Raw genomic sequence first — 22,490 nt, 5'->3', positions numbered from 1 at the left:
CACGGTATCGTGCGTGGCCGGTAGATAGATCGGTTCGATTCGGTGATCGTGGAGGCGCAAACGTGAGAGTTCTCGTGACTGGCGGTGCAGGCTTCATCGGCGCCAATTTCGTCCATCAGACGGTGGCAGAGCGCCCCGACGCCGAGGTCACGGTGCTCGATGCGCTGACCTACGCGGGCAACAAGTCTTCGCTCGATTCGATAGCCGACCGCATCACGTTTGTTCACGGCGACATCACCGACGCAGTTCTCGTCGACGAACTGGTGGGCGCTGCCGACGTCGTCGTTCATTTTGCTGCCGAGTCCCACAACGACAATTCGCTCGCTGATCCGTGGCCGTTCGTGCAGACCAACATCGTGGGAACCTTCACGCTCCTGCAGGCTGTGCGCAAGCACGACGTCAGGTATCACCACATTTCCACCGACGAGGTGTACGGAGACCTCGAACTGGGCGATCCGGACCGTTTCACGGAGTCGACCGCGTACAACCCGTCGAGCCCCTACTCGTCGACGAAGGCATCGAGCGACATGTTGGTGCGCGCGTGGACCCGTTCGTTCGGCGTCCGGGCCACCCTGTCGAACTGCTCGAACAATTACGGCCCTTATCAACATGTTGAGAAGTTCATCCCGCGGCAGATCACCAATGTTCTCGCCGGATTGCGTCCCAAGTTGTACGGCGACGGCTTGAACGTCCGTGACTGGATTCATGTCGACGACCACAACAGCGCGGTCTGGGCGATCATCGACGGTGGCCGGATCGGTCAGACCTACTTGATCGGCGCTGACGGTGAGGTGAACAACCGAACTGTCATGGAGTCGATTCTGCAGATATTGGGCCGTGGCGCCGACGAGTTCGATTTTGTCACCGACCGCCCGGGGCACGACGTGAGGTACGCGATCGACTCGAGTCTGCTCCGGAAAGAACTTGGCTGGTCCCCGCGCTACGAGGACTTCCGCAGTGGTCTGGAAGCGACGATCGACTGGTACCGCGACAACGAACAGTGGTGGCGTCCGCAGAAGGACGCGACCGAGCAGGCATACGTGGCAGCCGGCGAGAAGACCACTTCCTAGCGTGCAGCCAGATTGCGGCGGATGGAGTCGAGGGTCGACGCTATCCCGGCAGGCAACGGGCGATGTGTGCGCTGGTCCAGATCAGTCCACACGATCGATCGCAGCCGTAGGTCTCGGGCTTGCGCCGAAGCGAGTGGAGAACTGGCGAGCACAACGTTGGGGCGTTTTCTGAAGACGGTGTGGCACGCGCCGAGGATCGCTCCGATGGTGACGCTGCGTCCGGACGCGTAGATCTTGGTGACCGTCGGTTCCTGCGACGCTTCCGCTCGGGTGAAGCTGTCGACCACCATTTCGGCCGCGTCGGAGACGTAGACGTAGTCCCGAAGCGTGTCCATGGGAACGTAGATCGAAATGGGCATCGACAGCAGATAGCCTCGGCAGAGGTGCGAAATCAGGCCTTGGGGTTTCGCCAGATTCTGACCCGGGCCGTAGAGATTTGCGAATCTTCCTATGACAGTGCGGGTTCCGCTTCTGGAGCCGAATTCGCGAACAATGGATTCGGCATCGAGCTTTGCTCGCCCGTAGTCGGCCAGTGGATTGGTCGCGCTTGTTTCGGTGTGCGGTGCTCCGGGAGCTCCGGCGTAGACGCCGCCGGCAGACGAAGCGTGGAAGACGGTCCCGACGCCTGCGTCCGCCGTCCCCAGCTCGTCGAGAACGTCCTTCATGAGTTGGTTCTCGCGAGCGAATTCGTCACTGCTCGTACCGTTCACACCTGCACCGGCGCACCACGCCATTCGCCACGGGCCGCCGGCGGCGTCAGTAACCAGTTTCCTGGCATCGGCGAACAGGATTTCTCTGGCCAGAGCGGGTTCGCCCCACGGGACGCGGCTGGTGCGGATGTCGGCCCCACGGCGCTCGAGTTCGCGGGCCACGGAGCTGCCGAGGAGGCCGCCGCTGCCGACTACCCACGTGGGGACATTCATTGTTACGCGGGTGGCTCGGTGGCGTTCCGGCGCCCCAACGGGCCTGACGCGGGGTCGCTGACGATGAGGTACGGCGGCTTTCCCATTGCCGTCTTGACTGCGACACCGATGTATTCGGCGATCACACCCAACGAGAAGAGCACTGCCCCGAAACCGAACAGCATCACGATCATCGTCGACGCCCATCCCCGCACCTCGACGCCGGCGTCGAAGAACACGTACGACGCCAACACGTAGAGGACGATGACGAGACCGCCGACAGCGAACAGGAAGCCGATCAAGCTGACCATTCGCAGGCCCTTGGTGCCGCTGGAGAGAACCATTCGCCAGAAATGCGACAGCAAGCTTCTGAGGTGATATCCGGATGCGCGTCCGCGTTCCTCACGCAGTTGAACCGGGCTGGTGGTGACCTCTCCCGCGATCCAGCCCAGAGCCACGTCGAGGTACGCCTCGGATCCGGCGTATGCGGCGACCGACCGTCCGACCTCTCCGAGGACCAGTCGGAAGCTCTGATACTTCACGGAGTTCTCGGACGAGAGAATTTTGGTGGTCAACCATTTCGACGACTTCGACGCCGCGTTGCGTAGCGCACCGTGGGGTGCCGCGTTCACGGGCTGCGCGTAGACGAGGGTGGCCTGTTGATCCAGTGCAGTGTCGAGGAGTCCACCGATGTCGGCCGGGTCGTGCTGGCCGTCTTCATCCATGGTGACAACCCATTCGCCACCACTCGACGCCATTCCCGCCAGTGTTGCCGGATGTTGGCCGAAGTTGCGCGAGAGCCAGATGGGTCGGATGAAGTCATGTTGTCTCGCGAGTTCACGGATGACCGCAGCTGATCCGTCCGGACCGTGGTCGAAGACGAGAAGGACTTCTTCGACGACCAACGGCCGCCCGCCGGGAGTGGTCTGGGTTTTCGTCAGGGGAAGTATCTCGTCGATGAGTGCATTGAGAGTGTGTTCGCCCTGGTAAACCGGCACGACGACGGAAATTCGGTGCGGTTGCACCGACTCGGGTGTGCCATCGGTCTTCACAGGCGGGGAGTGTATACGTCGCCGGGGGTCGGCTTCTCGGCGTGGGGGCGTACATGTCGGAGAATCGTGAAGTTATGATCCGGATCACTCGACGAAAGTGAGTCTCCAGTGGCCGAGTTCGAAGATCACACCAACGATCGACGCGAGAACAATCGCGAGAACACAGGCCTTCCTGGGAGAGCCGATACGGGTAGCGGTGATACCACCGACACCGAGTACACGGCTCGGTTGCGTGAGCTTCAAGGCGCCAAATGGAAGCGCGTTCTGAACGTGCAAGCGCCGTATCAGTGGAATATCCGACGTTTCCTCGGCGGCCGGAAGGTGCTCGACGTCGGCTGCGGGATCGGCCGAAATCTGCGAAATCTTCCCCCTGGCAGTGTCGGGGTGGACCACAACGAACATTCGGTGGAGTTCTGTCGATCGCTCGGGTTCGAGGCGTACTCTTCTGCGGAATTTCACTCCGAAAGCGATCAGCGAACCTTCGACGGAATGCTGATGGCGCATCTCCTCGAGCACCTGCCGGCGGGAGAAGCTTCCGGCATCGTCGCCGAGTACCTTCCATTCCTGGAACCGGGTGCGACCGTCATGCTGATCTGCCCTCAGGAACGTGGCTTCGCCAGCGATCCCACGCATACCGTCTTCCTCGACGGCGTCGACCTCGAAAAGATCTGTGCGGACAACGGTCTTGTAGTCAGGCGCTCGCTGTCGTTCCCGTTTCCGCGGTGGATGGGAAAGCCGTTCATCTACAACGAGTCTGTGGTGATCGCGGAGGTCCCGTCCCGGCTCTGACGCCTGTCGCGGTAGTAGATCACGGAGAGGCCGGCAAGGATAACGAGCCCGAAGCCCATACCGACATAGCCGATCCTCTGTCCTGGGGAACGGAAGTTGATCACCAGTTCCGCGTTGTCGGTGCCAGGCGGCAGATCGACGTAGAGGTACGTTCCGCCAAGGCCCTTGGTCGGGATGGGTTCGCCGTCGAGGGTCGCGGTGTAGCCCGGCCATGCCAACCGTGCGAATACCACGCTGCCACCGCCCGGTGAGCTGACTCGCACACGCTCGTTCTTGACGCTCATGTACTCGGACTGTGCGTCGGCATTGACAGTTGCCGACACACGGCCCGGTTGACCGGAGATCGGGCCGGCGTCGCGTTCGAGGACGTAGATCTGGTCCTGGGCGACCTCGGGCACTTCTGCCCAGTGCCACCCGGGTGGGGCGGGTTCGTTGTCAGCGCCCGGGTACTGCTTCCGTTGAAGGACGACGCGGTCGAGCAGCATCAGGTCTGCGCTGGTTCGACCGGTGTATTCATCCGGCCTGAACACGTTTCGGTAGGCGTCGTCGCACGTCGACCCGTCGAATCCCATACACAGAAGCGAAGCGAAGTCCGCGTGGCCGACCGGGGTGTACGCGTTGACGTAGTCGAGATCGAGCACCTTGGCGTAGTTTCCGTACACCTGCGAAGTCCACGGGAGTTCTGTTGTTTCGGCGTCGATTCGGATCAGCGCGCGATTGCCGAGCTGAAGGGTCGTGCCCGGGAAATCCGGAAAGTTCGCCTTGGCTTCGGATTGGCTGGTCGGCAGGTACCACTTGTTCAGCGCCTGGGGATACGCGATCACTTGATACAGAGTCACCGGAGCGATGGTGAGAATCAGTAGACCTGCGATCGCCGGGGCGCCGTATCTACGACCGAGGTAGATGGCGAGTGCTCCGACGGCGATGATCACGACAGCCCAGGTGAGATGTCGGATGAAGTACTGCGGACCCGAAGAACTGGCACGAATCATCAAGACGAACACGATCAACGATGCAGCGATGACGCGTGATCGCAGTTTGTCCAAAGTCCCGAATCGGCTCAGCAGCACACCGAGTAGTACCAGGGAGAACACCGCGACGAAGGGAAGTAGTCGTGCCGGCCACCGAATCTGGCCGATGTCGCTGGGGCCCGCGGTGAACAGCAGAATGAAGGCCAACAGCAGCAGCGGGGTCACCAACTCTCGCAGCGAACCCTGTGCTTTCCGCCAGCCGATGAATGCCAGTGCCGGTATCGCGAACCAGGCGATGTAGGTGATCGGTGCGTAGGTGGTTTCGCCCGTCCAGGACTCGATGCTCGAGACGGACGACGGAATACTCGCCGTCAGTGTTTCCGACCACGGTGCCGTCAGGAAATTGTCGTTGAACGTACCTTCTTCGCCGGTGCGCCATGTGACGGCCGAGGAGAGCAGCCCGGGAAGAAAGGTGATCGCGCCGCAGGCTGCGGCCGAGACGCCGACCAGTCCGAGCTTCACTGTTGTCCGCCACTGCGGACTGCGGACGTATTCGCCCACCATCAGTGCCCCGACGGTCACTCCGGCCATCAATGCCGCATGGACGTATCCGACGCTGATCGCGAGATAGAGGAAGACGAAGACGGGTATCGGCCCCGACCGGCCGCGGGCATAGCGAATTCCGCTGGCCCACGCCTGCACCACCCAGGCCATTCCGATCACCGACGTAACCCACGACGGGTACTCGAAGTACAGGGTGAACCCGGCAAAGGGCACTGCGCTTCCGGCGACGGCCGCCCAGTAGGGGCGCGCGCCGTATTCGAGGCAGACTCGATAGACGCCCCATCCGAGGATGATCGCGAATGCCAACTTCACCAGCGTGGCCAGCAAAGCGAGATTGTCGACGGACGGTGCGATGTAGTTGATGAAGATCTGGACCGGGTTCCACAGCCCACCCTGACCCTCGACCGGATAGTTTCCAGCCATCCACTGATCCAGAACCAGCGAGGGGAATTGTCCCTCTCGCATCAGATGGCCCAGCTGAACCCAGTTGCCGACCGCACCGGATTCGGTGTCGTCGACATAGAAGTAGCGAGGGTCCACCGTGACGATCGCGAAGAATGCGAGGCACACGACTGCTGGGATCACAGCGCCCCAGCTCCAGCGTTCCCGACGGGTGGGAGCGGGTAGTTCGAGTGTCAAGGGATCTCCAGGTCGCACGGGTGGATGCACCAGAGACAGTAGCCGAGGCTGTGTTTTCGAGTTTCGGGGGTAATTCCACCTCGGATACCCTGCGAGTGACAGGTACAGCTTTTTCAAGATTCACGTAGGAGTCATATGCCCGAGCAGGTAAAGGTGGGGGTGCCGGAGAACGGGCAGGTCATGGCTCGCCGTTTGGTGGTCCAGCGCGGCGTGTTCGTCGGAATGTCGCCGATAGTCAACGACGACCTGTACGTCGAGTTCCGGAAGGGCTCCGGTGAGCGGACCCGGCACCGAGTCGCTCTGGACAAGGGCGCACGTATCAGCACCAACACCTATTTCGGGCGTTTCGCTGCCAGCTACTGGCAGCGGTGGACGACTGTCACAGAGGTCGAGGCTTCGCTGCGGATCGAGAGCGAGGGTCGGTTCCGCGTCCGGATGGTTGCTTCGGATATCGCCGGGCATCGCCGTATTCTCGAGACCCGCGACGGATCGGGGTCCTCAGAGGTCACGTTGACCACATCGTTGGACAAGTTCGTCGACGGCGGCGCCCTCTGGCTCGAGGTGGATTCTGTCGACGCTCCGATGACGATCGACCACTTGGAATGGACCGTGGCCGCTCCGGAGACGGTTCGCCCGGTCTCGGTGGCGATCTGCACCTTCAATCGGGCCGACGATTGTGCCGAGACTGTTGCTGCACTGGCTTCCGATGCCACTGTGCGTGACCTCGTCAGCTCCGTGTACGTCGTCGATCAAGGTAACGACCTGGTGAAAGATCGGGCGCGCTTCGTCGAGGCGGCAGACAAGCTCGGTGAGAAGCTGAAATATCTGCAGCAGCCGAATCTCGGCGGAGCGGGCGGTTTTTCACGTGGGCTTTTCGAGGCTACATCCGAGGGGGCAGATCTCGCCGACGTCATCCTGATGGACGACGATATTCTCTGTGAACCAGAAACAGTGTTGCGCCTCAACGCTTTTGCGAATATGACGGTGGAACCGACATTGGTGGGTGCGCAGATGATGTATCTGCTCAATCCCGATTTCCTCAATGTCGGTGCCGAAGACGTAGATCTGAAGACTCTCCATCACGGGCAACGAGTGCCCAAGGCTCTCATCAACACGAGCATGCTCAAGAAGCGTCAAGAGCGTCGAGTCGATGCGGGATACAACGCCTGGTGGACGTGCCTGATCCCCGCCGAAGTTGTCGAAGCCATCGGGTTACCCGTTCCGATCTTCTTTCAGTGGGATGACGTGGAGTACGGAATCAGGGCCCGGAAAGCAGGGTTTGTCACCGTCACGTTGCCCAACGCCGCTGTGTGGCATGCCGATTTCTATTGGAAGGACTTCGACGACTGGGCCCGCTACTTCAGTACGCGTAACTCCCTCGTCGTCGGGTCTTTGCACAGCGATCTCGACACCAAGGGACTTTCACGTCAGTTCTTCCGCCAGATCTCCGAATTCCTCGTCGGAATGCAATACGGCCTTGCCTTCACGACGTTGAAGGGCATCGAGGATTATCTCGACGGTCCGGAAGCGTTGCGGGACGGCGGCATCGAGGCCATGGCAAGCATCCGTGCCGGCCGAGCGCAGTATGCCGAGACGATCAAACACGATGCGGCTACTGCCCCGATCGCCTCGAACGAACTCCACACCGAGCGTGCCGGTGGTGAACCGAGCCTGATGCGAGTGATTCTGGCCAAACGTGGGTTGAATCAGTGGCTGGGGCGCACCCGTGGCGGTTTGGTCAATATTCCGCGCGAGGATGCGCACTGGTGGCACATCTCGCAGTTCGACCATGTAGTCGTCACCGATGCTTCGCAGTCGGGGGTACGTATCCGGCAGCGAGACAAGGCTACGGCGCGTGCTCTCTTGACCCGAACGGTGAAGCTACTGCGTCGATTCCAGAAGGAAGCACCTGCCGTGTCGGCGAAGTACCGCGCTGCGATGCCGGAACTCACGAGTCGAGAGAACTGGGCACGTCTGTACGAGAAGTGATTCTCAGCTGGTGATCTCGACGATGACCTGCTCGTTGTCGACGGTGTAGCCGAGGTATTCGAACGAGATGCCGGTGCGTGTGACGAACTCCGTCCACGCCCGGTATTCGTGCTGCTGCCATCCGGGATAGTTGAAGAACTCGTCGAAGACGACAATTGATCCGGGTACGAGTCGGTCGCCGAGGAGATCGAGCACCGTCTTGGTGGACGAGTAGAGGTCGGCGTCGAGGTGCAGGAACGCAACGGGGCCGGATTTGTCGTTCAGGAACGAGGGCAAGGTGTCCTCGAACAGGCCTGGAACAAGTTGCGCTCCAGGTACTTCGGGGATGGATTCCTGAGCGAACTCGCCAACCGGGAACCCGGTCCGCCACGTTTCCGGAAGGCCGGAGAACACGTCGAAACCCGCGACGGTTCCCTCGCGTTCGGTGAATGCCTCCGTGATGATCCTGAGCGTGGTTCCGCTGGCAACGCCGAATTCGAGTGCCATGCCGGGTATTTCGATCTGGCCCAGTGCATGGCGCAGCGTGTCGTGTGGGTGGCCGAATGTGTCGGTGACTCGAAGGTGTTCGAGGATGAACTCGGCAGTCGACGCTGTCGCTTCCAGATCCACGGCGTAGGCCAGATCCCGACGCTGGCGAAATTCCAGCTCGTCGATCCTGGACCGGAGGCCCGCGATGTCACCGCGGGCCTCGGCCAGTTCGTCACGTGAGAGTGCCAGCGCGTCGAGGATCTGCTGCGTGCGATCGGCGTTGCGACGGTCGGCGGTCTCGACCACCTCGGATACCGCACGCTGAAGCTTGGTCCTGGCGCTGGAACGTAACCGCTCGAACATGGCAACCTCTCGTCGGGATCACCTCCATGCTGCCAGGCTTTGTTCGCTACCGGTTCCGACCGCGGTAGTGACTCTTGAGATGTCGGGAGATCACCTTGATCTCCCGCGTCCTCTCTGCCTGCAGACGAGCATCGCTTCGCGCGGCGTTCCACGCGTTCTCTCGCTGTAGTTTCCGGTAGCTCGCGAGTCTCCGCTCATCGATCTCACCACGCCCGAGTGCGCCCAGGACTGCGCATCCAGGCTCGGAGTTGTGTGCGCAATCCGAGAACCGGCACTCTGCAATCAGTTCCTCGATCTCGGGGAACGTCTTGTCGATCCCCTCCGCCGCATTCCACATGCCAACCCCTCGCAGGCCGGGTGTGTCGATCAACGTCCGGGCGCCGGAGAAGGGGATCAGTTCTCTCGTGACTGTGGTGTGGCGTCCCTTTCCGTCGCCGGTTCGAACGCGGCCGGTCTCGAGTCGATCGGCGCCTGTGGTGTCCGCGAGGAGTGCGTTCGCGAGCGTCGACTTACCGGCGCCGGATGGACCGAGTATCGCCACGGTGCCGTCCAGAACTGCATCGAGTACATCCATTCCTTCGTTGGTCTCGGCACTGACGGCCAGCACTGTTGCGCCGGGCGCAATGGCAGAGACCTCAGCTAGAGTGTCGGAGATATATTGAGCTGCATCCGATTTGGTGAGTGCGACGACAGGTGTTGCGCCACTTTCCCAGGCGAGTGCGAGTAGTCGCTCGATGCGCCCGAGATCGACGTCGCCGTCCGAAGCCGTGGCGATGACGACGGTGTCGACGTTCGCAGCCAGAATCTGGCCTTCCGATTTTCCGGACGCCGAGGATCGAACGATGCTGCTCGATCGGGGGAGTATTGAAGTGACCGTGTGCATCTCGGGTTCGCGTGAGTTCAGTACCTCGGCGACGGCCACCCAGTCACCCGTGCACAGTTGGCTGGTAGCGAGCGGATCACTGCCGGTGAGTGCGCGAACTGTGCCTTCGGCGACGGCCACGTCGCACCGGCCGCGGTCGACGCGAAGAACGCGCCCGGGTGCGGAGTCCGGTGGGGCCAGGGTAGTGAATGTGTTCGAGAGTGTTGCGTTCCAACCGTATTCGGTCAGGAGCGTGTTGTTTTCCGGCATGGTGATTGTGTCCTCGAGTACGAAGAAGTGTGAACGTTGACGGCGCTGAAACTGCGGAACACGACAGTCATCAATACTCACTCCTCGTAATTCTCAGGACGCACCATGCGTCGGATCAGAATCGTCTCAGCCGCGGGCGCGACTGTGCAACTGATTTAACTCGGGCGTTCGAACTTCTCTTCCCGGCCGAGTTTGCGCAGTCGCATCCACTCGCGTAGTCCTGCCGGATCGCGGCGGGTGATCAGGAAGTACCAGCCGAACCGAACCCATTCCTGCGGAAGCAGTTTCCGCATTCCCGGTTGGGCGAGGATGTATCCACGGTTGCGGTACGTGAAGTAGCGCTTCGTGTCGTTGTCGGGGTACTGCGTGTGCATACGTCCGCCGAGAATCGGCTTGAACTCGTCCGCGCCGTTGGGGTGGACGTAAGCAGTTTGCAGGCAGGTACCGAACTTCAGGCCGGAGCGCACGAGGCGACGATGTACCTCGACCTCGTCGCCGCGGACGAACAGGCGTAGATCCGGAACTCCGACAGCATCGATCGCATCGGCGGTGAACAGTGCACCGTTGAAGAGGGACGCGATGCCTGGCAGGAGATCCTCGTCGCCGAGTTCGGAACGCAACCGGCGCCACGACGTGCCGCGGCGCAAGGGGAACGCGAGGCGGTCTGGGTTGTCGATGTCGCAGACGACGGGGGAGACCTCGGCCAGGTCGTTCCGAATTGCACAGTCGAGCAGGGTTTCCAGGACCTCGGGGCCCTCCGGACGCCCGTCGTCGTCGGCGAGCCAGACGCGGTCGGCGCCGAGCGAAAGTGCGTAGAGAATGCCCAGAGCAAATCCTCCGGCACCGCCGAGGTTGTGCTGAGAACCGATGTAACTCGTCGGCAGTGGAGCGTTGTCGACGAGGTCTTTCACATCGGCTTCGTCGGCGTTGTCGACGACAACCAGGTGATCGAGCGGCCGCGACTGGGTGCTGAGGACCTTCAAGGATTCGGCCAGCAGTTCACGACGCTTGTGCGTGACGACAACCCCGATGATCTTCTCGGGTGCGCTCACAGGGTGTTCTCCCGTTCCATCTCCTTGATGACGTGGCGCACGTGTTCGGCGGCGTCGTCGCCTTCGTAGGCGCGCACGACATCCTCGATGTCACCCTGCATGCGGATCTGGCCGTGGTCGATCCACATCGCGCTGTTGCACAGCTGAGCGAGGAATTCGTTGGAGTGGCTGGCGAATACCAGGATGCCGGAGCGTTCCACCAGCTTTTGCAGCCGAACTCTGGCCTTCTTCATGAATTCGGCGTCGACGGCACCGATGCCTTCGTCGAGTAGCAGGATCTCGGGATCGATACTGGTGACCACGCCCATAGCGATGCGCACGCGCATGCCGGTGGAGTACGTGCGCAATGGCATGTCGAGATAGTCGCCGAGTTCGGTGAAGTCGGCGATTTCATCCATCTTCGCGAGCATCTGCTTGCGGGTCTGACCGAGGAACAGGCCGCGGATGATGATGTTCTCGTAGCCGGAGATCTCGGGATCCATGCCGACTCCGAGGTCGAAAACAGGTGCGACGCGCCCGCGAATGGTGGCGGATCCCCGGGTGGGTTCGTAGATCCCGGAGAGCAAGCGCAGCAGGGTGGACTTTCCGGCGCCGTTGTGGCCGACCAGCCCTACACGGTCGCCCTCTTTGAGCGTCATCGTGATGTCTTTCAGGGCTTCCACGACCACAACGTCGGAACTGTTGCGGCCGATGGCGCCACCCGCTTTACCGAGGAATGCCTTCTTCATCGACCGGGACTTCGCGTCGAAGATCGGGAAGTCGACGCAGGCGTTGTGCGTTGAGATGTTCACATGTTCGGTCATTGCGATGTCCCTAAACCCAGTAGGGCACGCGGGCCCGGTATTTGCGAAGCGCCAGCAATGCGACGGCCCAGCCGACCACCGTGATCGTGATGACGATGTACCAGTGGTAAAGCTCTTGCGGCTGCCCGATCATCGGCGCGCGGACGATGTCCAGGTAGTGGAACAGCGGATTGAGTTCGGCGATCTTTGCACGATCTCGGACCGCGCCGCCCTGAGCCTCGAGGCTTTGTGTTGTCCACATGATCGGTGTCAGCACGAAAAGCAGCAGCGTCAGCGAAGACAGAATCGGTGCGATGTCACGGTATCGAGTGGCGAAGATTCCGAACACGATCGAGACCCACAGTGCGTTGAGCACGATCAGTCCCAACGCCGGGATCGCAGCCAACGACGCCCAACTCAGGTTCCGCCAGACCCCGAACGCGATCACCATGATCACGTAGATCAGCAGGTTGTGTGCGAAGAACAACATCTGCCGCCACACCAGTCGATAGATGTGCACGCTCAAGGCTGATGGCAGCTGTTTGATCAGGCCTTCGTTGGCGACAAAGACTTCGGAGCCTTCGATGATCGAGGCATTGATGAGGTTCCAGACGATCAGGCCCACCGTCACATACGGCAGGAACTCCTGGAGTGGCATGTCCAACAGGGCCGCGTACAGAATGCCGATGGCGGTGGCCTGGACGCCGGTGGCGATCGTGATCCAGAACGGACCGATCACCGACCGGCGGTAGCGCTGTTTGATGTCCTGCCAGCCGAGGCTGAGCCACAACTCACGCTGATTCAGACCGTCGCGAAGGTCTTTGAACGCACGACGGAACGTCTGGGAGTCGGACACGGGCGCAGGTGCGTCCGGCGTCTCGGATTCGATTGCGGATGCTGACACGGAGGTCGAGCCTACCGGCCTGGCGTCGGCGCCGGATTTCCCTCGGACCTAGTGGTGGTCCGGGTTACAGATACTGGCCGGTTCCTGGGCTCTGTTGGTCCGGATGTGCAGGCGAATGCGGAGCCCCGATGCTCATGCCGGGAGGCAGTGCGCCCTGACGCATTTGTTCGAGCTGAGCGCGCGCTGCCATCTGCTGCGCGAACAGTGCGGTCTGAATTCCGTGGAACAGTCCTTCGAGCCAGCCGACGAGTTGGGCCTGCGCGATTCGCAGTTCGGCGTCCGAGGGAATGGAGTCGTCGGTGAACGGGAGGCTCAGTCGCTCGAGTTCTTCACGGAGTTCGGGTGCCAGGCCTTGTTCCAGTTCTCGGATGGACGAGGTGTGGATGTCCTTGAGGCGCTTGCGGCTGGCGTCGTCGAGCGGTGCGGCGCGCACTTCTTCCAAGAGTTGTTTGATCATCGTGCCGATTCGCATGACCTTCGCCGGCTGCTCGACCATCTCGGCGACGGACTCGGCTTCTGTTTCCGCGCCTTCGGTGGTGCCGGAGGTGGCGGCTTCTGCCTCGGCCGCCGGCATCGCGACGGGTCGACCGTCGGGTCCGATAACGAGTACCTGCTCTTTGTCGGGGTTCGTCATGCTTCCATCTTGTCGTGTGTGGGCGACAAACGCCGCGTAACCCCCAAAAAGTTAGCTATGGAATAACTGTACTGACGGGTAATTGGGTGACTGCCTTCGACTAAGCGGGCGTCTGCACCTAGAGTGTCGAGCATGGCTTACGACGTTGCCCGCGTACGGGGGTTGATTCCCTCACTCGGTGACGGCTGGATCCACCTCGATCCGCAGGCCGGAATGCAGATCCCGGACGCCGTCTCGCGGACGGTCTCCACCGCGTTCCGTGCCTCTGCATCTTCTTCCTCCGGTCGCCACGTCTCGAACCGTCGTAGTGCTGCCATTCTCGAGAGTGCGCGCACCGCGGTCGCCGATCTGGTCGGCGGAGATCCTGCGGGAGTCGTTCTCGGATCAGACCGAGCGGTACTGTTGGCTTGGCTCGCCGAGTCGCTGAGTTCGCGGTTGGGACTCGGAACCGGTCTCGTGCTCTCGCGCCTCGACGAAGAGGCCAACGTCGCGCCCTGGCTTCGTGTGGCCAGTCGCTACGGCGCTCAGGTGCGATGGGCCGAGGTCGAAATCGAAACGTGTGAGCTCCCGAGTTGGCAGTTCAACGATCTCATCACCTCGACGACTCGCTTGGTGGCCTTGACGGCCGCATCACCGGTCGTCGGTTCGGCTCCGAACGTCCGTGCCGCAGCTGATCGTCTGCACGAATTCGGCGGACTGATGGTGGTCGACGCCGTCGGTGCAGCGCCATATGCGCATGTGGACATGGCTGATCTCGGGGCGGACATCGTTGCCGTCAGCGCGCCGTCGTGGGGCGGTCCACAGGTGGGCGCACTCGTCTTCCGCGATCCCGGACTGCTCGACCGGATTCCGGCCGTGTCGCTCAACCCGTACGCGCGTGGCGCCGAGCGACTCGAGGTGGGCGGTCATCAGTTCGCGCTGCTGTCCGGTCTCACGTCGTCGATCGATTTCCTGGCGGGCTTGGACGAATCGGCAACGGGAACCAGGCGTGAGCGCCTCGAAACCTCGATCAGCTCGCTGCAGGACTATCAGGACGGTCTGTTCGATCACCTCATGCGTTCTCTCGCAGCCCTGCCCAACGTGATGGTGATCGGCGGCGCACCCACGCGGGTGCCGACGCTCAGCTTCACGCTCGAGGGGATGGCGGCAGACAAGGTCGCCGCGCACCTGGCCGACAAGCGCATCGCAACGGTCAGCGGTACGCATGGTGGTTCCAGGCTGCTCGACGCCCTCGGTGTCAACGACGAAGGCGGCGCGGTCACCGTCGGCCTTGCGCCGTACACGACTCGGTACGAGATCAATCAGCTGGTCGCCGAACTCGGCGCCCTGGGCTGATCGATCCCGCTCGGCTCACTTCACGGTGAGGATGACCTTGCCTACGGTTTCCGGCGAATCCAGCAACTGATGGGCTAATGGCGCCTCGGTGATCGAAAGTTCGGTCGACACGATCGGTTGAACCGATCCGTCGGCGATCAACGGCCACAACTTCGCACGGACGTCGGCGACGATGTCCGCTTTGCCGCCGGGGCCGGTGAGCGGACGCCCGCGCAGGCCCGTCGACGTGATGTTTCCGCGCTTTCCCATCAGCTTGGCGATGTCGACCTCGCCCTTGCGGCCACCCTGCATTCCGATGATCACGACGTGGCCATCCATCGCGAGTGCGTCGACGTTGCGCCCGAGGTACGACGCTCCCATGTTGTCCAGAACCACATCGGCGCCGTGGTTGTCGGTGGCTTCGGCGAGTGATGCTACGAAGTCGCTGTCGCGATAGTTGATGAGAATATCCGCGCCCAATTCGCGGCAGCGGTTCAATTTGTCCTCCGAACCCGCGGTAACTGCGACGCGGGCACCGAGGGCTTTGCCGACCTGGATGGCGTGGGTGCCGATTCCGCCGCCACCGCCATGGACGAGTAGTACCTGTCCGCGTCGTAGTCCGCCGCGCATCACGACGTTCGACCACACCGTGCACGCAACTTCCGGCAGAGACGCTGCGACACGGAGATCGACGCCCGCGGGAACGGGGAGAAGTTGTGTTGCCGGGACCGCAACCTTCTCGGCATAGCCACCGCCGGCCAGCAATGCGCAGACTTCGTCGCCGACGGACCAACCGGTGACGTCTTCGCCGAGTTCGGTGATCACACCCGAGCATTCGAGGCCGAGAATGTCACTCGCGCCTGGCGGCGGCGGGTAGAAGCCTTGACGTTGGAGCAGGTCGGCGCGGTTGACGGCGGTCGCGGCGACCTCGACGAGTACGTGCCCGCGAGGTAGTTCAGGATCGGGCTGCTGCGCCCATTTCATGACCTCGGGACCGCCGGGCTGATCGATCGTTATGGCGTACATGGATACGACGCTAGCGAATCTCCCCGCTGACGGATGTTTTGCCGCTACCGTCGCGGACGTGACTTACTTCGGGAACATGCAGAACGAGATCTATCTGACGGGACTGAGCGGCGCGAAGCCGGCTTTGCCGATGACTGCGGCGGGCTTGGAAGATGCCGCGCGCGAGCAACTCTCACCGGAGGCCTTCGGGTACATCGCTGGTAGCGCGTCGACCGAACGAACCGCGGAGTCGAATCTGCGTGCGTTCGACAAGCATGCGATCGTGCCGCGGATGTTGCGGGGGACTGCGGCGCCGGACGCACGCGATCTGAGCGTCGAGGTGTTGGGGACGCGGTTGGCTGCACCGATCCTGACGGCTCCGGTGGGCGTGCTCGGCTTGGTCCACGACGACGCCGAGGTTGCGGTCGGTTCGGTCACTGCCGAGTTGGGGATCGGATCGATTCTCTCGACGGCGGCATCCTCGACCATCGAAGACGTAGCGGCGGCCTCCGGCGAGAACTGGTGGTACCAGCTGTACTGGCCGGCCGACGACGAGCTTGCCGAGTCGTTTGTCCGCCGAGCGGAGACGGCGGGCGCGAAGGCTATCGTCCTGACTGCCGACACTCCCGGTATGGGTTGGCGTCCAAGGGATCTCGAGCTCGGCCACCTTCCGTTCCTGCAGGCGAAGGGTATTGCCAACTATCTGTCGGATCCGGTGTTCCGCGCCAAATTGGCGACGCCTCCCGAGGAGAGTGCAGAAGCCCTGCAGATCGCGGTTCTCACGTGGGTGTCGTTGTTCGGCAATCACGCGGTGCGGATCGCGGATATCGCGAAACTTCGCCAGTGGACGACACTTCCGATCGCGGTGAAGGGAATTGTCCACCCCGACGACGCACGTGAGGCCGTCGCGGCCGGCGCCAACGGCATCGTCGTGAGCAACCATGGTGGGCGTCAGGTCGACGGGTCGATTTCGGCGCTCGACGCTCTCGGTCCCGTCGCTGATGCGGTGGGGCATGAGGTGGACATCCTGATGGACTCCGGAATTCGTTGTGGCGCAGACGTAATCAAGGCTCTGGCCTTGGGTGCCGATGCAGTGCTGTATGGGCGACCGTGGGCGTACGGATTGGGATTGGCCGGAGCTGACGGAGTGCGTCATGCGCTCCGAAGTCTCCTGGCCGACCTGGATCTGACGATGGGGCTGGCGGGCCTGGCATCGGTCGCCGAAATCGACCGTTCGATCCTGATGTCCAATTCGTGACTTTAGGGTGAGTCTTACTGTGACGGGCGGACACAGGTCTAAACTTGGAACCTGTGACAGCTGAAGCGACAACCGAGGAGACATCGCAGGCGGCGCACGGTGAGACACCGTGGCTGACGCCGTGCGAGATGCGTGCATGGCGCGGCTACATGGACGGCAATCAGCGCCTCATGGAGGTTCTCAACCGCGAACTGCAGGATTCACACGACCTGTCGTTGGCTGATTACCGCATTCTGGTCATGCTCTCGGAGTCAGCTGACGGGTCGTTGCGGATGAGTGACCTGGCAGACGGCGTGTTGTCTTCGCGTAGCCGCCTGACGCACCAGATCAGGCGGATGGAATCTCAGGGCATCGTCGTGCGCGACACTTGCGTCGAAGATGGTCGCGGCGTGCTCGCGCGGATCACGGAAGAGGGTAGGCGTCGCCTCGCCGAGGCGGCACCTACTCACGTGGCCGGGGTTCGGAACAATCTGGTCGATCTGCTGACTCCCCAGGAACTGGACGTGCTGGCAGACGTCTTCGAGAAGGTCGACAAAGCCATCGGCGAGCGCTGACGTCGGAGCCGTTTTCGCGGTCCGCGGGAACACCCGATAGGATCGCCCACGGAAGCGTGGCAGAGCGGCCGAATGCACTCGCCTTGAAAGCGAGCGTGGCGTTAAACCCACCGGGGGTTCAAATCCCTCCGCTTCCGCCAAAGCAAAGGCTCTGACCTCGGACTTCGGTCCAGGTCAGAGCCTTTACTGTTTTCGGAGTCACACTGCTTGGGTAGTGGGCGTCAGAACCGCACGGTGAACACCACGTGGTGATTCTCTCGGGCCGCGCGCTGGAAAAAGTCCGCCACTTCCTGCAACCAACCCCAGGCGTACCGGCGCTCGTCGGGACCGTACTCGGGGTCGCGGTCGTCGAGCGGCATCGCGTCGTAGCGCACGCCGAACTCGGATTCGGTGATTTCCGCCAGGTACGAGGAGACTTCGGCGACCCGATCGGGTGCCAGGTAGGTGACGAGTTGGTCGTCGGTGTCGGTGTTGAGGTCGTCGTCCCCCAAGATCACGCCGTAGGCCGGCCAGTTCTCGGACACGCGCTCGTACCCCGTGCTGGAGAGGGCGCACAGGATCGGATCCCACGCCTTGTCCGTGTCGCACGAGAACTCGGATCGGCCCGTCTCCTCGATGTCCTCGACCACTGCGCCGAGTTTGTCGTCGTCGCCGCGTGCGTCCAGAAGTTCCGCTGCCACGCTGTCTGACAGCGCGAAATGCACCCCAAGTTCCATGGCGTGATGCTAACGGCTGACCTTGCCGGCGTCCCCGTCCTCACTACAAGGCGAATCGACTTAGGTAACGATCCTGCTCTACCTACCGCCGAAGCTACCCATCGTGCGCTAGCTGTCATACATACTGCATCGGTGATTCCGACAAAACGGACCGGCCTTTCTGCTGTATCGCTGGTGATCCTCGTCGTCGCGGGGTTGCTGGTCGCAGCCCCTGCCAGCAGCGCCGCGCCGCCGCCTGACTGGAAATACACAATGGTGGCGTTCAGCAACGCCAGCGACCGTGACATGGATGTCTACGAGTCGGCCGACGGCACCGGCTTTCAGCTCGTCCAGCAGTCGGCGTACAGGCCGCCGTCTGGGCTCGTGCGTGATCCGAGCATCTTCCGGAACACGGACGGGCTGTACTACCTCACCTACACGACGGGTGGTGGGGCGAACATCGGTTTCGCACGCAGCAGCGACCGCATCAATTGGACACCGCTGGGGAACTATCCGGTTCCGTTTTGCTGCGCGTTGATGCCTGGAACGGGAGATGGCACCGGTTCTGCGAGCCCGCCGGGCTTCTCGGGTTCGGCCGGTTTCAGCGACGGACCGTCGCTGTCACCATTCGTTACCAAGGCCTGGGCGCCTGAATGGTTTGTGGACGGCGATCGTGTCAACGTCATCCTGTCGATGTCGACCGGTGGAGGATTTGTGCCGTATCTGATGACGGCGTTGGAACCGTCGCTCCGGTTGTGGAGCCCGCCTGTTCCGCTCGCCGGGATCGGTGCGGACCACATCGACACCACCGTGGTCAAAGTCGGATCGACCTATCATGCGTTCACCAAGAACGAGACGAAGAAGGTCGTCGAGCATGCGGTCGCTCCTTCGGTGACGGGACCTTATTCGTTTGTCCCGCCAGGGAATTGGGGTTCGCTTGTCGAAGGTCCGGCCGTAGTTCAGTTGCCGAGCGGCGACTGGCGGATCTATCTCGACGCCTATACCGAAGGTAAGTATCTCTACTCCGACAGCACGGACGGGCTGAATACCTGGTCGCCTGTGCAAGAGGTTCCTGGGGTGTCCGGGACTGCACGGCATCTCGGCATCATGAGAGAACCGGCATAACTTTCGACTCCGAGTTGGTAGGGCTCTGATCAAGGACTGCGGTCTTGGTCAGAGCCCTTTCTCGTACATGCGTACTACTTCTGCGCGTCGTCTGCACGTATCAGTGATTGACAAGCTAACGGTGCGACGCAAGTGGGTCTTGCGAGTTCGCGCCGACCACGAAGTGAACATCTCCGCGTGAACCATGCAGAGTTGCGCTCCTAGGCCCCGCTCAGGTGTCTTGATTGCGATCGATTGCCAAGTAGTGCCTGTTGGTTGCACATTCAAGTACGTGCACTGGCTGGATGTCCGCACTTTCGGCCTTCAAATGCCCTGAGGCCCACGAAACGTGGGTTCAGTTCGGTTTGCCACACCGTTTCTGAGGGTTCTTCTTACCTTCAAACCGTGACCTTGCTCATAGTGGGACCTAGGTCCTTTTTGCTGATGATAAGCCTGTCGATATATATCTGTTACCGAAAGTTCACCCTAAATCCAAGATGGCGGAGTCGGCGCGCTGGCGGGCAAACAGGACGATTGGTACCGTCCGGTAACCAATTCAGTTAGTTGTCGGCTACCGCTCTGGTTGCTGTGTCACGTGGAGGAGCAGTTCATGTCGCTCGAATCGCAAAACGGCCTATCCCATCGTCGATCGAGGGTCGCAGTGGGGCTCGCGACGTGTGCGGTTGCCGCGCTGTCGTCTGGTGTGGTCTTCGCAGGGAGTGCATCGGCAACGCCGACGGCGTTGGCGGACAAATTCGCGAGCACTGTCACCGATGACGGTTGGTCGTTGGATCTTGCCGCCACGAAACTGTCGGCGAACCCGGTGCCGAATCTGGCGACGACGGCGTTCACCCGTGAGGGGTTCGTGTCGGCGAAGGTGACCGGCACGATCGGTGGTCAGGGCGATTCGGCAGTGAAGACCGGTTATGTCGAGCAGGGATTGCAGATCGGCTGCCAGATCGATGTTTCCTCCGGACTTGGCTTGGGGCTTGGTTTTTCGCTCGGCCCGTCTGTCGGTGTGAGTATTTCGGGTGTCCCGTCGGCGAACGTGGGTGTGAATGCGTCGGTGAATCCGAGTATTCAGTCGACGATTGCGCCGGGCACGATCACGACGATTCCGTTGGGGAAGAAGGATCTCGAGTCGTCGAAGGCGTCGATCACGGCAGAGAACGTGCACGTGAAGGTTGATGCGTGCATGGGGCCGGTGACGATCCGCTCGTACGCACAACTGTCGGTGTCGACGGCGACGTCCGACAACACGTTGTTCGTGTACTCCGATCCCGCCTGGCTCTGACCCTCGCAGACTTCGCCGGCGCTGCTGGCGAGTAATTCCTGATCCGTCCCGTCCCGGGGTGGTTACTCATCACGCTCACAAAGGAGAAATCATGAAGATTCGTACCTTGGCCACTGCCGGAACCCTCAGCGCAGGTATCGCCCTGATCGGTGTTCTCGGCGCCGGCGTGGCATCTGCTGCAACTCCGATCGTCGAACCTGAGCAGGGTCGGATCGGTCTGTCGCTCTCGAATGCGGAAACCGCGGCGTTGGCGGCGAGCCCGATCCCGGACGCCATCTCCGACATCGTTCCAGGCTCGCAGCGGTGGATTGAGCTCGCACCGGGCTCGGCGCTCACCGTCGGCCCCGATGGCAAGCTCAGCGCCCCCGACCGCGTAGTGATCGGCGAAGCCGCTGCACATGCTGGTGGCTACGTCGATGTCTACCTGGCTGATCCGAACAACCCGGCCAACGCCGGGTACGTCACCCTGGCCTACCAGTACTGGAACTGATACCGCGCCCAGTACCGGCGACTCGTTGTCCCCGCTCTCCCTTCCTGTTTGGAGTTCCAGCCATGACCGTCAACAACGCCGAACGTCGCAGTGTGCAAACGGAACCCGCTGCCGTCGACAGCAAAGACGTTGCAGACGTTGATGACTGGGATCCGGACAGCGAACTCAGTCCACTTTCCAAGGCTGTGATCGCCACCGCAGTCGGACTGGGGTTGCTGATCGCGGCATTCGCGGTGATCGGGAAGCTCGCCGGCTGGGCGAACGACTACGGGACGATCCTGGTTTACCTGGCATTCTTCTTGTGGATGTCGATCTCCGGACGGTTGTTCTGGTGGGGCGCAGACAAACTCATCGCGCTACTCCGAACGAAGAAGAGTGACAATCGTGGTGCGCACCGGTGAAGTCCGGTAGACGACTTCGCCGGACTCTCGCGGGAGTGCTTGCCGCCGGGGCGCTGTTGACCGGAGCGGCCGGAGTGATCGGTGCGGGAATCGCACTCTCCGCCGCTCCGGCGAACGCGACGCCGGAAGAAGACTGCGCGGCGGTGCGGGCACGTGATCATCAGATCTACCTGAATCTCATTGCGTCGCTGCCACCTGGTGCGCCCATCCCGCCAGAGATCATCAACCCGTGCCTGAGTGCGCCGTCCACGACGTCGACAGCTGCGCCGACGACCACTGTCGGGCTCCCCGGTGCGCAGGCTCCAGGCGGTGGCCCAAATGTCGGGGCCAATGCTCCGACGAACTTTCCCACCTACAACGGCACCCCCATCGTCCCTGTGCCGACGATCGAGGTTCCGCCCATTACTTCCGAGTCCCCGGCCTCGGAAACTGGTGTCGGTGCATTCCCCAATGCATCGGCATCAGCGGTTCCCTCACCCACACCCACCCCGGGTGAGGGAACCACCACCGATCGCGGTCCAGGACCGATCCCCGCGGATTCGGATTCGGATTCGAATATCGCACCGGCCCAAACGGTTCCGGATCCGGCAGCAGATGTTTCCACAACCGGGGAGGACTCGGGCCGTGACAGGTATCTCGAACTGGTCCTCGTCGGGGCCGCGGCGTTCACCGCTGCGGGTATCGGAGTGCGCGGGCGGCCGGGACCTTTCAGCCCCCGCACGCCCGAATCAGTACTCTCCCAGGCGGTCGGGACTGTCGCGTCGCCGTTGACTGCGTACGCACCTGGCGGGCAGTCCTCGTTGCGGGTGTTCGATCCGATCACCGGCGGAAGCCGGTTCTTCTTCCTGATCCACGACGAAACGTCGTCGCACGAATCCGTGATTCCGGTGACGGTGCCGCCCGGCGGTCACATGAGTGTCAACCCCGATGGCACGGTCACCGTCTTCGACGCCGACGGGAATCCGGTCTCGACAATCGATGCCCCGTGGGCGTACGACGCCAACGGCACTCCTGTTCCGACGCATTACGAGATCCGGGACGGGCAACTCGTTCAGGTCGTCGAC

General features: G+C 62.1%; 21 protein-coding genes, 1 tRNA gene and 1 pseudogene. 12 read left to right on the top strand and 11 right to left on the bottom strand.

Annotation, left to right across the window (positions count from 1 at the left end; translation table 11 throughout):
• The first annotated feature begins 62 nt into the window (after positions 1-62).
• Positions 63-1,070, top strand: coding sequence for a dTDP-glucose 4,6-dehydratase (rfbB, locus tag AC1DWA_RS06505; RefSeq protein WP_024488303.1), 1,008 nt, complete (start codon positions 63-65; stop codon positions 1,068-1,070).
• Here rfbB and AC1DWA_RS06500 read toward each other — a convergent pair.
• Together AC1DWA_RS06500 and AC1DWA_RS06495 are read right to left on the bottom strand one after the other, a co-directional pair.
• On the bottom strand, positions 1,067-1,993 hold the full coding sequence (locus tag AC1DWA_RS06500; RefSeq protein WP_020905795.1) for an NAD-dependent epimerase/dehydratase family protein: 927 nt from the start codon (positions 1,991-1,993) through the stop codon (positions 1,067-1,069). The two genes, rfbB and AC1DWA_RS06500, sit on opposite strands and share 4 nt — an antisense overlap.
• 2 nt (positions 1,994-1,995) lie before the next feature.
• A complete protein-coding gene (locus tag AC1DWA_RS06495) occupies positions 1,996-3,024 on the bottom strand; it encodes a glycosyltransferase (protein WP_223257872.1) in 1,029 nt (342 codons plus the stop codon).
• A gap of 108 nt (positions 3,025-3,132) precedes the next feature.
• On the opposite strand from AC1DWA_RS06495, the gene AC1DWA_RS06490 reads away from it, so the two are divergent.
• Positions 3,133-3,813, top strand: a complete 681-nt coding sequence (locus AC1DWA_RS06490) for a class I SAM-dependent methyltransferase (protein WP_078377455.1) — start codon at positions 3,133-3,135, stop codon at positions 3,811-3,813.
• Here AC1DWA_RS06490 and AC1DWA_RS06485 read toward each other — a convergent pair.
• Complete coding sequence (locus AC1DWA_RS06485; protein ID WP_054188737.1) at positions 3,768-5,987, bottom strand: hypothetical protein; 2,220 nt, start codon at positions 5,985-5,987, stop codon at positions 3,768-3,770. The two genes, AC1DWA_RS06490 and AC1DWA_RS06485, sit on opposite strands and share 46 nt — an antisense overlap.
• A 135-nt stretch (positions 5,988-6,122) precedes the next feature.
• Here AC1DWA_RS06485 and AC1DWA_RS06480 point away from each other — a divergent pair, with 135 nt between their 5' ends.
• Positions 6,123-7,976 carry a glycosyltransferase gene (locus AC1DWA_RS06480; RefSeq protein ID WP_092765768.1) on the top strand — a complete coding sequence of 618 codons (1,854 nt, stop codon included), beginning with the start codon at positions 6,123-6,125 and terminating at the stop codon, positions 7,974-7,976.
• Positions 7,977-7,979: 3 nt separating this feature from the next.
• Here AC1DWA_RS06480 and AC1DWA_RS06475 read toward each other — a convergent pair whose 3' ends face one another.
• From AC1DWA_RS06475 to AC1DWA_RS06450, 6 genes are all read right to left on the bottom strand, one after another.
• The gene (locus tag AC1DWA_RS06475) at positions 7,980-8,807 is read right to left on the bottom strand and encodes a TylF/MycF/NovP-related O-methyltransferase (RefSeq protein ID WP_279219039.1); all 828 of its coding nucleotides are present in this window, start codon (positions 8,805-8,807) and stop codon (positions 7,980-7,982) included.
• A gap of 46 nt (positions 8,808-8,853) precedes the next feature.
• A complete protein-coding gene (gene rsgA, locus AC1DWA_RS06470) occupies positions 8,854-9,939 on the bottom strand; it encodes a ribosome small subunit-dependent GTPase A (protein ID WP_279219040.1) in 1,086 nt (361 codons plus the stop codon).
• Positions 9,940-10,094: 155 nt separating this feature from the next.
• On the bottom strand, positions 10,095-10,991 hold the full coding sequence (gene glfT1 / locus AC1DWA_RS06465) for a galactofuranosyltransferase GlfT1 (RefSeq protein WP_069146654.1): 897 nt from the start codon (positions 10,989-10,991) through the stop codon (positions 10,095-10,097).
• A complete protein-coding gene (wzt, locus tag AC1DWA_RS06460; RefSeq protein ID WP_020905803.1) occupies positions 10,988-11,794 on the bottom strand; it encodes a galactan export ABC transporter ATP-binding subunit Wzt/RfbE in 807 nt (268 codons plus the stop codon). Before wzt ends, glfT1 begins: the two co-directional genes overlap by 4 nt.
• Before the next feature lie 10 nt (positions 11,795-11,804).
• A complete protein-coding gene (gene wzm, locus AC1DWA_RS06455) occupies positions 11,805-12,677 on the bottom strand; it encodes a galactan export ABC transporter permease subunit Wzm/RfbD (protein ID WP_020905804.1) in 873 nt (290 codons plus the stop codon).
• A 64-nt stretch (positions 12,678-12,741) separates the two neighbouring features.
• Positions 12,742-13,311, bottom strand: coding sequence for a bacterial proteasome activator family protein (locus AC1DWA_RS06450; RefSeq protein ID WP_021342495.1), 570 nt, complete (start codon positions 13,309-13,311; stop codon positions 12,742-12,744).
• Positions 13,312-13,443: 132 nt separating this feature from the next.
• On the opposite strand from AC1DWA_RS06450, the gene AC1DWA_RS06445 reads away from it, so the two are divergent.
• Positions 13,444-14,646, top strand: a complete 1,203-nt coding sequence (locus AC1DWA_RS06445; protein WP_007731767.1) for a cysteine desulfurase-like protein — start codon at positions 13,444-13,446, stop codon at positions 14,644-14,646.
• A gap of 15 nt (positions 14,647-14,661) precedes the next feature.
• On the opposite strand, the gene AC1DWA_RS06440 is transcribed toward AC1DWA_RS06445, so the two are convergent.
• Positions 14,662-15,651 carry an NAD(P)H-quinone oxidoreductase gene (locus tag AC1DWA_RS06440; RefSeq protein WP_134998578.1) on the bottom strand — a complete coding sequence of 330 codons (990 nt, stop codon included), beginning with the start codon at positions 15,649-15,651 and terminating at the stop codon, positions 14,662-14,664.
• Here AC1DWA_RS06440 and AC1DWA_RS06435 point away from each other — a divergent pair.
• From AC1DWA_RS06435 to AC1DWA_RS06425, 3 genes are all read left to right on the top strand, one after another.
• Positions 15,650-16,888 carry a lactate 2-monooxygenase gene (locus AC1DWA_RS06435; RefSeq protein ID WP_477846161.1) on the top strand — a complete coding sequence of 413 codons (1,239 nt, stop codon included), beginning with the start codon at positions 15,650-15,652 and terminating at the stop codon, positions 16,886-16,888. The two genes, AC1DWA_RS06440 and AC1DWA_RS06435, sit on opposite strands and share 2 nt — an antisense overlap.
• A gap of 128 nt (positions 16,889-17,016) precedes the next feature.
• Positions 17,017-17,442 (top strand): MarR family winged helix-turn-helix transcriptional regulator, encoded by a 426-nt coding sequence (locus AC1DWA_RS06430; protein ID WP_020968140.1) that lies wholly within the window; start codon positions 17,017-17,019, stop codon positions 17,440-17,442.
• A gap of 50 nt (positions 17,443-17,492) precedes the next feature.
• Positions 17,493-17,582: transfer RNA gene (locus tag AC1DWA_RS06425), tRNA-Ser, on the top strand.
• 81 nt (positions 17,583-17,663) lie between these two features.
• On the opposite strand, the gene AC1DWA_RS06420 is transcribed toward AC1DWA_RS06425, so the two are convergent.
• Positions 17,664-18,158, bottom strand: a complete 495-nt coding sequence (locus AC1DWA_RS06420; protein ID WP_477846160.1) for a DUF1877 family protein — start codon at positions 18,156-18,158, stop codon at positions 17,664-17,666.
• A gap of 252 nt (positions 18,159-18,410) precedes the next feature.
• On the opposite strand from AC1DWA_RS06420, the gene AC1DWA_RS06415 reads away from it, so the two are divergent.
• The 5 genes and pseudogenes from AC1DWA_RS06415 to AC1DWA_RS06395 form a co-directional block, all read left to right on the top strand.
• Positions 18,411-19,262, top strand: a complete 852-nt coding sequence (locus tag AC1DWA_RS06415; RefSeq protein ID WP_223257880.1) for a glycoside hydrolase family 43 protein — start codon at positions 18,411-18,413, stop codon at positions 19,260-19,262.
• Between the two features lie 589 nt (positions 19,263-19,851).
• Positions 19,852-20,535 carry an MspA family porin gene (locus AC1DWA_RS06410; RefSeq protein ID WP_029537404.1) on the top strand — a complete coding sequence of 228 codons (684 nt, stop codon included), beginning with the start codon at positions 19,852-19,854 and terminating at the stop codon, positions 20,533-20,535.
• Between the two features lie 91 nt (positions 20,536-20,626).
• Complete coding sequence (locus AC1DWA_RS06405) at positions 20,627-21,025, top strand: hypothetical protein (protein WP_019746452.1); 399 nt, start codon at positions 20,627-20,629, stop codon at positions 21,023-21,025.
• Between the two features lie 62 nt (positions 21,026-21,087).
• Positions 21,088-21,426, top strand: a complete 339-nt coding sequence (locus AC1DWA_RS06400) for a hypothetical protein (protein ID WP_019746453.1) — start codon at positions 21,088-21,090, stop codon at positions 21,424-21,426.
• Positions 21,423-22,490: pseudogene (locus AC1DWA_RS06395) on the top strand (hypothetical protein); the annotation flags it as partial. The gene AC1DWA_RS06400 and the pseudogene AC1DWA_RS06395, both read left to right, overlap by 4 nt.

Source organism: Rhodococcus sp. P4_F3_2, from assembly GCF_056401335.1.
The sequence above is the reverse complement of the archived record's forward strand: the minus strand, read 5'-3'. Positions and strand labels throughout refer to the sequence as shown.